At 43.2% G+C, this 13,506-nt stretch carries 13 protein-coding genes; 8 read left to right on the top strand and 5 right to left on the bottom strand.

Annotation, left to right across the window (positions count from 1 at the left end; all coding sequences use genetic code 11):
- The first annotated feature begins 580 nt into the window (after nucleotides 1-580).
- On the top strand, nucleotides 581-1,621 hold the full coding sequence (selD, locus tag R6U02_RS04385) for a selenide, water dikinase SelD (RefSeq protein ID WP_410262421.1): 1,041 nt from the start codon (nucleotides 581-583) through the stop codon (nucleotides 1,619-1,621).
- A gap of 14 nt (nucleotides 1,622-1,635) precedes the next feature.
- A complete protein-coding gene (mnmH, locus tag R6U02_RS04380) occupies nucleotides 1,636-2,661 on the top strand; it encodes a tRNA 2-selenouridine(34) synthase MnmH (RefSeq protein WP_410262420.1) in 1,026 nt (341 codons plus the stop codon).
- Between the two features lie 114 nt (nucleotides 2,662-2,775).
- On the opposite strand, the gene R6U02_RS04375 is transcribed toward mnmH, so the two are convergent.
- Nucleotides 2,776-2,943, bottom strand: a complete 168-nt coding sequence (locus tag R6U02_RS04375) for a hypothetical protein (RefSeq protein ID WP_410262419.1) — start codon at nucleotides 2,941-2,943, stop codon at nucleotides 2,776-2,778.
- 10 nt (nucleotides 2,944-2,953) lie between these two features.
- On the bottom strand, nucleotides 2,954-4,225 hold the full coding sequence (locus tag R6U02_RS04370) for a Rid family detoxifying hydrolase (RefSeq protein ID WP_410262418.1): 1,272 nt from the start codon (nucleotides 4,223-4,225) through the stop codon (nucleotides 2,954-2,956).
- A gap of 306 nt (nucleotides 4,226-4,531) precedes the next feature.
- Here R6U02_RS04370 and map point away from each other — a divergent pair, with 306 nt between their 5' ends.
- Together map and R6U02_RS04360 are read left to right on the top strand one after the other, a co-directional pair.
- Entirely contained in the window at nucleotides 4,532-5,272 is a 741-nt protein-coding gene (gene map, locus R6U02_RS04365; RefSeq protein ID WP_410262417.1) for a type I methionyl aminopeptidase, read from the top strand.
- An 81-nt stretch (nucleotides 5,273-5,353) separates the two neighbouring features.
- Complete coding sequence (locus R6U02_RS04360; protein ID WP_410262416.1) at nucleotides 5,354-6,103, top strand: DUF4336 domain-containing protein; 750 nt, start codon at nucleotides 5,354-5,356, stop codon at nucleotides 6,101-6,103.
- A 214-nt stretch (nucleotides 6,104-6,317) separates the two neighbouring features.
- On the opposite strand, the gene R6U02_RS04355 is transcribed toward R6U02_RS04360, so the two are convergent.
- From R6U02_RS04355 to R6U02_RS04345, 3 genes are all read right to left on the bottom strand, one after another.
- Nucleotides 6,318-7,655, bottom strand: coding sequence for an RtcB family protein (locus tag R6U02_RS04355; protein WP_410262415.1), 1,338 nt, complete (start codon nucleotides 7,653-7,655; stop codon nucleotides 6,318-6,320).
- A gap of 105 nt (nucleotides 7,656-7,760) precedes the next feature.
- Nucleotides 7,761-8,621, bottom strand: coding sequence for an S-formylglutathione hydrolase (gene fghA / locus R6U02_RS04350; RefSeq protein ID WP_410262414.1), 861 nt, complete (start codon nucleotides 8,619-8,621; stop codon nucleotides 7,761-7,763).
- A 51-nt stretch (nucleotides 8,622-8,672) separates the two neighbouring features.
- Nucleotides 8,673-9,782, bottom strand: coding sequence for an S-(hydroxymethyl)glutathione dehydrogenase/class III alcohol dehydrogenase (locus R6U02_RS04345; RefSeq protein ID WP_410262413.1), 1,110 nt, complete (start codon nucleotides 9,780-9,782; stop codon nucleotides 8,673-8,675).
- A 227-nt stretch (nucleotides 9,783-10,009) separates the two neighbouring features.
- Between R6U02_RS04345 and R6U02_RS04340 the strand changes: the two genes are divergently transcribed.
- The 4 genes from R6U02_RS04340 (at nucleotide 10,010) to R6U02_RS04325 (ending at nucleotide 13,424) form a co-directional block, all read left to right on the top strand.
- A complete protein-coding gene (locus R6U02_RS04340) occupies nucleotides 10,010-10,348 on the top strand; it encodes a winged helix-turn-helix transcriptional regulator (protein WP_410262423.1) in 339 nt (112 codons plus the stop codon).
- A gap of 350 nt (nucleotides 10,349-10,698) precedes the next feature.
- Entirely contained in the window at nucleotides 10,699-11,607 is a 909-nt protein-coding gene (locus R6U02_RS04335; protein ID WP_410262412.1) for an ABC transporter ATP-binding protein, read from the top strand.
- A 24-nt stretch (nucleotides 11,608-11,631) separates the two neighbouring features.
- Complete coding sequence (locus tag R6U02_RS04330; protein WP_410262411.1) at nucleotides 11,632-12,624, top strand: ABC transporter permease; 993 nt, start codon at nucleotides 11,632-11,634, stop codon at nucleotides 12,622-12,624.
- Between the two features lie 23 nt (nucleotides 12,625-12,647).
- The gene (locus tag R6U02_RS04325) at nucleotides 12,648-13,424 is read left to right on the top strand and encodes a GDSL-type esterase/lipase family protein (protein ID WP_410262410.1); all 777 of its coding nucleotides are present in this window, start codon (nucleotides 12,648-12,650) and stop codon (nucleotides 13,422-13,424) included.
- The last annotated feature ends 82 nt before the right edge of the window (nucleotides 13,425-13,506 follow it).

Raw genomic sequence — 13,506 nt, 5'->3', positions numbered from 1 at the left:
CTTCGGTAAACTCAATGAGAAATTTCAGCGAGAAGTGCTAATATGGACTCGATTAGGCATAAAAGCCTAATCGAGTCCATATTAGCACTTCTCGCTGAAATTTCTCATTGAGTTTACCGAAGTCAAATCTACTTAGCATTACTCGCTGGCTTTTTACACTGAGTTCGCCGAAGTTGGGCTCACTTAGCATCACTCGCCGGGTTTTTATCCTGAGCTCGCCGAAGTTGGGCTCACTTAGCATCACTCACCGGGTTTTTATCCTGAGCTCGCCGAAGTTGGGCTCACTTAGCATCACTCACCGGGTTTTTATCCTGAGCTTGCCGAACTTCGTGCTACTTAGCATCACTCACCGGGTTTTTATCCTGAGCTCGTCGAAGTTGAGCTCACTTAGCATCACTCGCCGAAATATCCGCCTGACTATGCCGAATCAACAAAATCTTCCATACTTTTCTCAAAATCTGAATATCATTGGTGAAAATCCGTAACTTTTAAAGAAATCCCCTTCAATCATAACAGAACAATAAAAAGCGTGTTAAACTGTGAGTAGCGATATCAACCAAATGAAAGAAGGCAAACAAGAATGACTCAAGTCAAATTAACCACACTTACCAAAAAAGGCGGCTGCGGCTGTAAGATCGGCCCTACCGAATTACGCGAAGTACTTCTTAACCTTCCAACCCAAAAGAACGACCCAAATCTGCTCGTCGGTTTAGATACCGGAGACGATGCGGGTGTCTATAAATTGACGGATGACCTGGCCATCGTCCAGACCCTTGATTTCTTCACTCCGATCGTTGATGACCCCTACGATTTCGGTCAGATTGCAGCGGCGAATGCATTGAGTGATGTCTATGCGATGGGCGGAAAACCGATCACTGCGCTGAACATCGTGGCTTTCCCCATTTTCGACTTAGATAAAGCTATCCTCACTGATATCTTGCGCGGCGCAAGCGATAAACTGCGGGAAGCCGACTGTAACCTTGTCGGGGGACACTCGATCGATGATCAGGAACCAAAATTTGGCCTTTCAGTCACCGGTACGATTCATCCGGATCACATACACACAAATGCCGGAGCAGAAATAGGCGACAAACTTATTCTCACAAAACCGATCGGCGTGGGTATCTCGACCACAGCCATTAAAAACAACTTATTGACAGACGAGGAAACCAGTAACGTCACGCGCGTGATGGCAACACTCAATAAAGCAGCGGCAGAGGTCATGAATCAGCACGACGTCCATGCCTGTACCGACGTCACTGGCTTCGGACTGTTAGGCCACCTCACTGAAATGGCCACCGAAAGTCATCAGGCGTTGACCATCCGAAAAGACGACGTCCCTGTCCTACCTCGCGTGCGTGACCTTGCAGAACAAGGTGCCATTCCTGGTGGATCACGAAATAATTTGAAACATGTAAAAGCTGTTGTCCATTTTGAAGACCATCACGATGAGATCGATCAGCTCATTTTAGCAGATGCAGTCACCTCAGGCGGCTTACTGATGGCCGTGAGCGCAACAGACGTTTCAGCATTACTTGACTCTCTTAAACTTAAAGGGATCGATGCTAAAGTGATCGGGGAAGTATCAGACGGCGATGCCGGTCATATCTACGTCAAATAAGGAAGGATACGATTATGTTTAAAGATGTCACACCACCTGAGCTCTATCGATTAAAAGAACAGGGAAATACCGTTGTCGATGTGCGTTCACCGAAAGAATATGCGGAAGCAACGATCCCAGGCGCGATCAACATACCACTTTTTTCGAACGACGAGCGCGCCGAGGTCGGCACAACCTATAAACAAAAAGGAAAAGAGGCCGCAACGGACCTTGGTCTAGAAATTTTTTCGAAAAAATTACCTGACTTTATCCAGCACTTCAAGCAACTAAAGACACCAGTAACCGTGTTCTGCTGGCGCGGGGGCATGCGCAGTGAAACGGCTGCAACGGTTGTCGATTTAATGAATATCCGTGTAAATCGTTTGAGCGGTGGGATCAAAGCCTATCACGACTGGAATAAAGAACAGCTCGGCACAATACACATCCCACCATTATATGTCTTGAATGGGCATACCGGAAACGGAAAAACACACATCCTTCTTCGACTCAAAGAAGAAGGCTATCCCGTTATTGATTTGGAAGGTATGGCCAATCATCGCGGTTCGATCTTCGGTCATATCGGACTGGAACCGAGTAATCAAAGAACCTTTAATCTGTTGCTGGGTGAAGCATTGACCCAGTATCAAGACGAGGCTTTCATACTCATTGAGGGGGAAAGCTCACGGGTCGGCAAGATAACGATACCCGAACGCTTCTATCGACATAAAGAAATGAGTCCCCAATTGTTTATCGAGCTTCCCTTAAACGAGCGTGTAAAAAATATTTTAGCAGATTATTCACCTCGCGACTATCATGATCAATTTATTGACGCGTTTGAGGTGATCAAACGTCGCATCCACACCCCCGTGGCGAACGCGATAGCACAGGCGCTTGCAGAAAAAGATTACCCAGTCGTTGTAGAGAACCTTCTGACGCATTATTATGACCCGAGGTACAGTCATTCAACCGCTTGTGCCGAAAACTTGATCACATCGATCGAAGAATCGTCCGTAGAAGCTGCGAAGGAGAAAGTAAAACAGTACCTTTCATCAAAAAAATAAATGGAATCTCGCTTAAGAGAAACCTTCCTATCCCTTTTGCAGTTATTTCCCATCGTATCGATTCGCAAGATATACCCATTTCATTATGCCCGGAAACAAAAAAGCAACAAGATTTCAGCCGATTATGGCAGAAATCTTGTTGCTTTTTTTGCTGTGCTGGTAATAAGCGGAAGCTGTCTCAATTTTCAATTGAAACGGTGTCTCTTTATACTCAGGATAAGCTATTTCGTATTCAACGTCATCATTAAACGTAACGATGCTCGTTCCTGTATTTGCAAACAAATGCCTGTTACTACGCTATCGGAGGTGTTCCTTCGGCGTTTGATACAACTGCATCGATTTGGATCAGAGCATCTCCTGGTAAAGTTGATACGCCAACTGTACTTCGTGCAGGAACTCCGTCTGGGAAGAATGTTTTATAAGCTTCGTCTACAGCATCGATATCCGCGATATTTTTAAGAAATATATTCACTTTAACCACATCGTCCATAACGTGGTCGACACTTTCTATAATTGCCTTGATGTTTTTCAAGCACTGCCCCGCCTGCTCTTTTACACCACCAGCTACCATTTTACCCGTTTTTGGATCTAGAGGTAATTGAGCTGAAAGATGATTGTAATGAGAAAAAGCGACAGTTTGGGTAGCTAGAGCATTTTTTGGTGCATTTTCCGTATTGTTTGCTTCTAAGATAAGTCCGTGCCTGTCTTCAACAAGTTGCGGAGGTGTCCCGTCTCCGTGTGACACTACCGCTTCAACTTGTACCAAAGCATCCATAGGTAAAGCTTTAGCTGCAATTGTTGTCCGTGCTGGGAAATAGGCTACGGCTCTGGCGATAGCTGAGTCTGGGAAAAAGGTTGTGTACACTTCATTTACGGCTTCAATATCAGAGAAGTTTTTAAGGTAGATATTGATTTTAACAATATCGTCAAAAGGAACATCGATACTTTCTAAAATCGTCTTGATATTCTTCAAGCACTGTCCCGTCTGTTCTTTTACACCACCTGTTACCAGTCTACCCGATTTTGGATCGATAGGTAATTGGGCTGACAGATTGTTGTAATGAGAAAAAGCGACAGTTTGGGTAGAGAGAGCACTCATCGGTGCGTTTGTCGTATTATTCGTAAGCTTTATGAGGTCGCCAGATTGTGGTGCGTCCGGAATCGTCCCTTCACCGTGTGAAACAAGTGCGTCGATCTGCACCAAAGCATCCATAGGCAAAGCTGAAACTGCGACTATCGTCCGTGTAGGAACATAGGTCGGGAAGAACGTTTTATAAACTTCGTCAATAGCGTCGACGTCTTTGATATTCTTAACGAATACGGTGACTCTGACAACGTCGCTCATGACATGGTCGATGCTGTCTACGATCGCCTTGATGTTTTTAAAGCACTGTTCAGCCTGCTCTTTTGCACCACCAGCTACCAATTTGCCTGATTTTGGATCGATAGGTAATTGAGCTGAAAGATTATTGTAATGAGAATAAGCTACAGCTTGTGAATATGGACCGATATTTTCTGGTGCATTTTTCGTATTTTTTGCTGATACTGCATTATAGTCGCTCATATTAGTATTCCCCTTTTAGATGATTTTTTTAACAGCTCTATTTATCAACTCGATTTCCAGCCTGGTCATGTCAAGGTTTTACCCCTTGACACAACTAGGTCGAAACTTGATCCACCAACTAATAAAGCGGTTACATAATTACGATTATAACAGACTTGCTTCGTTTTGACTACCCGTTTCTTATGAATTCTTTTAGTTGCGTTTTTTCCTAGGCAACAATGGAAATTTAACCCGATAAGTATAGAAAATGTGCTAAAATTCAGAAGTAAGGATACTAGACTATGATTAAAAAAGTGAGGATATAAAATGATCGCGAGAACTGAAGAAGATTTTAATGGATTGAAAGAAATCGGTAAAATTTGTGGCGCCATCCGAGATGAGTTGGTTCAAAAGACTCAACCGGGAATGACCACAAAAGAACTCGATGACCTATCAGAGAAATTATTCGAACAAGCGGAGGCTCAGTCAGCGCCTAAACAAATCTATGATTTCCCAGGTTTTACCTGCATCAGTGTGAATGAAGAAGTCGCACACGGCATACCGGGTAACCGGATCATAGAAGAAGGCGATCTTATCAATATCGATGTCTCCGGATCCAAGAACGGATATTTTGCAGACACTGGCCTCTCCTTCGTTGTCGGACATGGAAATGCCGCTTTGAACATGATCTGTGATGTGGCTAAAGAAGCTTTCGAGGCTGGGCTAGAGAAAGCAATGCCTGGTGCATACACGAGCGCGCTCGGAAAAGCTGTTCACGACACAGCGAAACAGAATGGTTTGACCGTTATCAAAAACCTCACTGGACACGGTATCGGACGCTCGATCCATGAGAAACCCGATCACATTTTCAACTTCTTCTCAAAATGGGATGATGTCGTTTTGGAAGAAGGCATGGTCATCGCTTTTGAACCATTTATCTCTACACTTGAAGAAGACGTCTTCCAGTCGGATGATGGCTGGACCTTCCTCACTGATGAAAGTTATGTGGCACAATATGAACATACCATCATAATCACAAGTGACGGGCCTATTGTAACGACAGCATAATAGGCTCACATCAAAAGAAATCATCTGTTTAGACTGTGAAAACATAACCCCCTATTTCCCATTAGTAAAGGAGACGACTATATGCCTATTCCACTTTATGAACCCTTAAACACCTTGAAAAAAATCGATTCAGATATATGGATCGTAGACGGCGGCATAATCAAAATGAACGTGCTGACCTTTGGGATTCCCTTTTCAACACGGATGACGATCGTGAAATTAAAGGATCAGTCCTTATGGGTCCATTCACCGATCAAACCGGACGAGAGGCTATTGAACGAAATCGATAAGCTGGGTGAAGTGAAGCACTTGGTTTCTCCAAACAGAATTCATTACGCCTATATAGCAGAATGGAAGACTTATTATCCGAATGCGACTGCCTGGTCGAGCCCTGGTGTCGAAAAGCGCGCACAGTCACAAAATATAATAGTTGATTTTGATCGCCCCCTGGAAGACGAGGCCCCTTCAGAGTGGTCAGATGACATAGACCAGCTTATCTTTAAAGGCAGTCGGGCACTGGAGGAAGTGGTGTTTTTCCATAAGCGCAGCAAAACGCTGATTCTGACTGACTTGATCGAGAATTTCGAACCCGAACGCACGTCGAACTATTTTTGGAAAACCGTCTATAAACTAGCCGGTATCGCAGATCCAAACGGCAAAGCTCCGATCGATCTACGCCTGACTTTTTTCGGACAAAAGGAAAAAGCTCGGCAGTGCTACAAGCGTATGCTCAGTTGGCAGCCTGAAAAAATCATCCTCGCACACGGTCGCTGGTATGATAAGCACGGGACGGCGGAACTCAAACGTGCCTTTAGCTGGCTGGACAAATAAGACACATATAGTGATGAAAGACAGACCAAAAAGAGCTAGGGACATTCAAGCTGCCACAACAATGTTTGTGGTAAACGTGAATAAAAAATAGGAATACTGACCATTCACGTTGTGAATGAGGCAGTAATTCCTATTTTTTTATCCTGTATCTCATTGTGAGCAATATAATCTGCTAAAATCCCTCTTGTTTTTCAGCAGCCTCCCGTTAGCCGACTTAGTTTGCTTTGAAATTGTAGAGCGGTTTAATGATACGGTCTATCGTCACGGTCTCTTTGATCTGTTCGATGATCTCGTCCATTGGTTTATAAGCCATAGGGCTTTCATCCAGGGTCGACAGCTTTACCGAACTGCTCCAGACCTCTTTCATGGTCTCTTTGAAGTCGGCCAGTACCACCAGTTTTTTCGCTTTGGTACGTGACATCAAGCGCCCAGCCCCGTGAGGAGCGGAATAGTTCCAGTCTTCATTGCCCTTGCCGTAGGCGATAATGCTGCCGTCACGCATGTTCAGTGGGATGATGACCCGCTCGTCTTTTTGAGCAGAGATAGCGCCTTTGCGTAAGATCATATTGTCCATATCAATGTAGTTGTGAATCGTTGAGAAGGCATCCACGGCTGTCCAGTTCATCTGGGCGAGGAGCGTTTCCAGCATGGCTTGTCTGTTCAGTTCGGCATAGTGCTGAGCGATCGTCATGTCGTTCAGGTAATCTGCAAAAGACTCCCCTTTCAAATAAGCCAATTCTTTAGGAATTGCTTGTTTGGGTCTGGCTTGAAGGGTGCTTTGAACGTCTTCTTGATCCCCATCTTTCTTCCTCTGCGCCACTATTGCAGCGTGTGTGTCTCTTTGAGCAATCAGCTCATCGTACGCACGGCCTTGGTGGAATTCTGCGATCCGCTTCCCTAAGTTCCGCGACCCACTGTGCACAACCACCGCAATGTGCTCCTCGTCATAGGCGTTGATCTCGATGAAGTGATTCCCGCCACCCAATGTCCCGATCGAGGCTTTGGCGCGTTCCAAATCGATCGGCGCTTTAATATCGCGGTATTTGACTAATTTACTGAAGCGGTGGAGGCGGTTCGGCGGTTGTGTGGAAAAGCCACTTGGGATGTAACGGCGGATAACGTCATCCACTCGATCAAACGAAAGGTCTGCAGGGTTGATTTTAACGATTGCGACGCTTAACCCACACCCAATATCTACGCCAACAAGGTTCGGAACGACGGTATCTGTCACCGTCATCGTTGTGCCGATCGTCGAGCCTGCTCCCTGGTGCGCGTCAGGCATGATGCGGATCCGCGACCCTTTGCTGTGTGGTTGGTTACAGAAGGTGACGATCTGTTCGATCGCCCCCTCTTCGAGCTTATCTGCAAACACTTTTGCTTTGTTGTATTTCCCTTCCAATTCAAACATGTGTCTTCTCTCCTTATCCATATGTGACCCATACGCCTGTTGAGCAACAGGCAGTTGGCTGCGGTCGTTCACGCGGTGACTGGCGACGACGTGCTTGACGACCGCCGTATCGATCGACCCGTGACATGTTGGGCAAGTGACCATGTGTGTGAGGATGTCTTCGTATTCATCGAGGGTGACACCTATTACGACACCAATTTTTTTAAATATCAGCAATTACAGATTCCGGTGTTCGATCAGCGTGTTCTTCTACTTCTGAATACCCCTACCTTTTTTTAATTCATCGAAGTGGAACTCGAGATGCTCTTCTATGAACGTTGAAATTGTGTAGTAGCTGTGGTCATAACCCTTGTGCATCCGGACAGTCAAAGGGTAATCCTTCTCTTTTGTGACTTCGACTAGCTTAGCCGGTTCCAGTTCTTTTTTGTAAAAAGGATCGGCATCGCCCTGATCGATCAGGATAGGCACTTTCTTGCCTGCCTGTTGCTTCATCAACGCCAACGCATCCCATTCAGCCCATGTTTTTTTATCGTCTCCAAGATAGTTTTCAAAGGCTTTCATACCCCAGGGAACCTGGCTGGGATTAACGATCGGCGCAAATGCTGTGATCGATCGGAACCGTTCCGGATTTTTCAGTCCTAAAACCAGTGCGCCGTGACCACCCATGGAATGACCCGAAATAAATTCAGGCCCATTCAAATCAAATTCATCCCGTACTAGATTAGTTAATTCTTCTATTATATAATCATACATTTTATAGTGAGCGGCCCACGGTTCTTCAGTGGCATTAAGATAGAAGCCGGCTCCCTGGCCTAAGTCATAATCTTCCGAGTCAGCTATCTCGTCGCCTCGCGGACTCGTGTCCGGCACGAGCATGGCGATCCCCAGACGCGCTGCGGTTCGTTGAGCGCCCGCTTTATGGGTGAAATTATCATCGGTACACGTCAATCCCGACAACCACCACAGCAAAGGCGGCTCGGGAAATCTGGCTTTATTCGGTAAAAACAAGCTGAACGTCATCGGACAGTCCAGTACTTCAGACCTGTGACGATACTTGTATTGGACCCCGTCGAAAATACGATGTTCTTCTAGAAGTTCTAGTTTTGACACGCCATTTCCTCCTCGATTTCTGATGAACTAAAGTTATATTAAATTCAAATTTCAGTAAGATAAAACAGTCCGGATGGATTCACCCTTGTGCAAGAGGTCGAATGCTTCGTTGATCTCTTCAAATTCCAGGTTGTGCGTGATAAACGAATCCAAATCGATCTCGCCGTCCATATAATCCAGAACCATTCCTGGCAGTTCGGTTCTTCCTTTTACGCCGCCAAACGCTGACCCGCGCCAGATGCGACCGGTAACTAATTGGAATGGACGTGTCTGGATTTCTTTCCCCGCACCCGCGACACCCAGGATGATGCTTTCGCCCCACCCTTTGTGGCAGCATTCGAGCGCAGATCTCATGACGTCAACGTTCCCGATACATTCAAAGCTGTAGTCCACTCCGCCGTCAGTCATTTCGACGATGACTTCCTGGATCGGACGATCGTGCTCTTTGGGATCAACAAAATCAGTCGCACCCATCTTTTTAGCTAATTCCCATTTTTTCGGATTGATATCAATGGCAATGATCCGTTTAGCGTTGGCTTTTTTCAAACCTTGAATGGCAGCCAAGCCGATTGCGCCCAGGCCGAATACGGCAGTGACTGCACCTTCTTCAACTTTCGCCGTGTTTTTAACAGCGCCCATCCCCGTCGTTACGCCGCAGCCGAGCAAACAAACCTTCTCTAATGGCGCATCTTCGTCGACTTTCACCAGGTTGACGTCATTGACGACCGTGTATTCACTGAAGGTGCTGGTGCCCATATAATGATAGATCGGCTCGCCTTTATATGAAAAACGCGTCGTCCCATCCTTCATCAGCCCTTTCCCTTGAGTCTCCCGGACTGCGCTGCATAAATTTGTTTTTCCGGAAAGACAGAACTTACACTTCCCACATTCTGCTGTATACAGCGGGATGACATGATCGCCCGGTTTGAAGGATGTGACACCCTTCCCGATTGATTCAACGATTCCTCCACCTTCATGGCCTAGAACTGCTGGGAAAACGCCTTCTGGATCGTCTCCAGACAACGTGAAGGCATCCGTGTGACAAACAGATGTATATAATATTTTCACTCTTACTTCATTTTCTTTTGGTTCTTCAACATCGATCTCAACGATTTCAAGGGGCTCATTCGGACCAAACGCTACTGCGGCTCTGCTTTTCATATTTTTCCTACTTTCTTTTGTTCGTACGTCTTCATTAATTCATTATACATCCTAAACTCGTCAAACCTTATTGATTTGATTACCTTTAACAGAAGGACCTTTTGTAGTAGTAACGTGTCATCCTTCCCAATAACCTCATTGTATTGGATATTGACTGAAAAGTTAATACTGACATATTTGTCACCATGGGTTATACTCAGGTATCAAGAAAGGATTTGAATCAGTCGATGCTGCATAAAGGAAAAGAATTTCATACGAACAAAGACTTGGCGTTATCTGTTATTGGAGGACGTTGGAAAATCGCAATTGTCTGGGCACTACTCCAGGAATCGCCATTACGACTGAGTGAATTCCAAAAAATCTTTCCAGACATCAACCAGCGGATGCTGATCCGGCAACTAAGAGAATTAGAGGAAGATCACGTTATCCAGCGAACCGTTTACCCGGTCGTCCCTCCCAAAGTGGACTATAGATTGACCGAGATCGGACTGAGCTTAGAGCCGGTCGTAACAGCCATTTGTGACTGGGGAGATAGTTTTCATGCGTTTCTAAAGTCAAATCAGTGATAATGGAAAGAGAGTATCTATTGCCCTCTGATCCGGCTCAACTTATTCTAATATAATTCACGATCGGACTTTTTGACTGTCAGAAAAACTAAAGGCCGGCTCTCTTATCCGCGGTTTATAAAAGTTTAGCTATCGAGTCTTTTGCCTTTCAAACTCATACTATGAAGATCAGTTAAATTAGATAAAGGACCAGCAAAATTATTGCTGGTCCTTTATTATCGTTCCACTATTCTACAAGTGTGTATAGTGATACAATAGTATTAACCTATCTTTTACCTAAAAAAAGGTTCAGATCGATCAGCTATTATTTTATGCTTAGAATTAAAAATACCCTTGAAAAGAGGCTTATTATGGAAACTTCGGTGTTAAAGGTTTCAAACATAACAAAGCAGATCAAGAAAAAACAAATTATAAAAGATGTCAGTTTTGATATCAAACAGGGCGAAATATTAGGTTTTTTGGGACCCAATGGTTCTGGAAAAACGACGACTTTAAGGATGATCGTAGGCTTATCAAGGCCTACCTCAGGAGACATTGAAATTTCTGGCTATTCCATTGAGAAAGATTATGTAAAAGCTATGTCTAATGTCGGTTGTATTATAGAAAGTCCAGATCTTTATGATTATATGAGTGGGTATAAAAACCTCGAGATGCTCGGCAGCATGTCTAAAGGCGTGACTAAGAAAGATATAGATGCAGCGGTAGAATTAGTCGGTATGGGCAATCGGATCCATGACAAGGTCGAAGTGTATTCCATGGGGATGAAACAACGGATCGGTTTAGCTCAGGCCCTGATTCACAAACCCAAATTATTGATCTTGGATGAACCGACAAATGGACTTGATCCTCAAGGCATACATGAGTTTAGAGAAATCGTGAAAAAACTGGCTAGGGAAAAAGGCATCTCGGTCTTGATTTCCTCACATCTGATCAGTGAAGTTCAACTGATGTGTGATCGCGTCAGTATCATAAATAACGGCAGTATTATTAGTAATGCATCAATAGATGAAGTTCTATCAACCGGTGAAGTGGTTTGGACCTTGGATGATCCAAAAAAGGCACAATCGATCCTCAAAAATAAATTCAATATAGATTCGTCTATTGATGAAAAAAATCTAAGCGCACTAGTTGAGGTGGGAATGCTTACAGAAATAAATAAAACATTATTTAATTTAGGTTTTGAGATCAAGTATATTGAAAACAAAAAGAGAACGCTGGAAGATTTGTTTTTAACACTTACAGGTGAACACAAAATCTAGTAAAGGTGTGATACTATGCTTTCGTTGACCCAAAATGAAGTGATGAAGATTTTATTAAAGAAAAAAATGCTGCTGATCGTTTTTTTGCTTTTAATTTTTGTGAGCCTGTTCTCCTATGGACAAAAATATTCCTATGACAGAACTATACAACAGTTTGAAGCAGAATCTGGCGGGGTAGCCTATGATTGGGAAGCCCTCACTACTCAAAGGCTCAGTGATCTTGAAGAACGTAGTGGCAATGAATTAATACCTGAGGAAGTAAGAGCATCCATTGATAGAGAAATTCAACAATTGAATTATTTTATCGAGAATGACATCAACCCTATAACTCCTACAGCATCTAAATTTAATGTTGAATTTGTAGAACAGGGAATCACATTATTTATCCCTCTTCTCATTGCCATTTTAGCTGCAGATCTGGTTTCAAGTGAATTCTCCAAAAAAACGATCAAAATCCTCCTTACACGAGCGGTACCCAGATGGAAAGTGCTATTAAGCAAGTATATTGCCCTTTTGATCATGACCACGCTTTTAGTGTTTATTATTGGCATCATATCAACTTTGGTAGCCTATTTTTTCTTTCAAGAATGGGGATTCAGCGAACCCGTAGTGACCGGTTTCAGTTTGTTTGAGGGCACATTAAGTTCTGATTCAACCATATTGATTTCTCGCTTTCAATATACCTTGTTGATCTATTCTCTATTATGGTTTGTCTCTATCATAGTAGCTTCTATAACACTATTGATTTCAGTTGTAGTTGATAATAGTTCGTCGGCTATAGGCATATTGATGGCATCTCTGATCGGCGGTCAATTTTTACAGTTTTTCTTATCTGAATGGGACCTAGTCAAATATTTTTTCGTTACAAATTTAGATCTTACCCGCTATTTAACTGGATCCTATCAACCAATTGAAGGGATGAGCTTGAACTTTTCCATTCTTATACTGAGTGCTTGGGCTCTATTGTCATTACTGATAAGTTTTATAGTATTTAATCGCAAAGATGTCTTGGTTTAAGTCGACCATCAAGGAGGATAACTATGTATAAAAAAGTAATATGGCCACTATTATTATTGAGTGCATTAGCCCTATCGATTTTATTTATATCAGGTTTTGTTGCCTCTATAGTTATAAGTACGACTGATGAGAACGTTTATACAGAAGATCAGATAGAAAGCATACCTGAAGAAGATATAACTTTAGCAGATTCTTCTGATATACTCATTCTTGGAGATTCTATAGGATTTGGCGTAGGAGACGAAGAAAATTTAGGTATAGGAGAAAGATATCTCGATTTACTGAATGAAGAAGATGAAAACGAAAAAAACATTACAAACATCTCAGTACCAAGCTATGAAAGCAATCAACTCGTAGATTTGATTGCAAGCGGCGAACATAATCCCAGCATTGCAAGTGCACAGTTGATCATTATTTCAATTGGGGGAAATGATTTAAATCGTCTGGAGTACGAAGACAATTTAACTCTATCACTTGCCTTTGAAGAAGCGCTCAACACCTATAAAGAAAATCTGGAATTAGTTTTAAGAGAGATTCGATCCATCAATCCAGATGCACAATTGGCCTTCATAGGTTTATACAATCCTTACAGCCAAGAAGAACCACAAAATGCCAGATTAGTTTTAGAATGGAATTACGAAACGCGTTTAATTGTAGATTCGGATGTTAACTTTGCTTTTATACCAACGTATGAACTGTTTCAATATCATTTAACCGACTATCTCTCTATCGATGAATTCCATCCAAATGGATCAGGGTATCAAATCATAGCAGAAGAACTTTATCGGATAGTGAACTAGAGAATTAGAAATAATTGAAAAGAAATACGGGCTGATAGTCTATTTATCAGTTATCAAAAATCAGGGCATACTATATTCATGA

It is taken from the genome of Alkalibacterium sp. (assembly GCF_046484155.1).
Taxonomy (GTDB): Bacteria; Bacillota; Bacilli; order Lactobacillales; family Carnobacteriaceae_A; genus Alkalibacterium.
The sequence above is the reverse complement of the archived record's forward strand: the minus strand, read 5'-3'. Positions and strand labels throughout refer to the sequence as shown.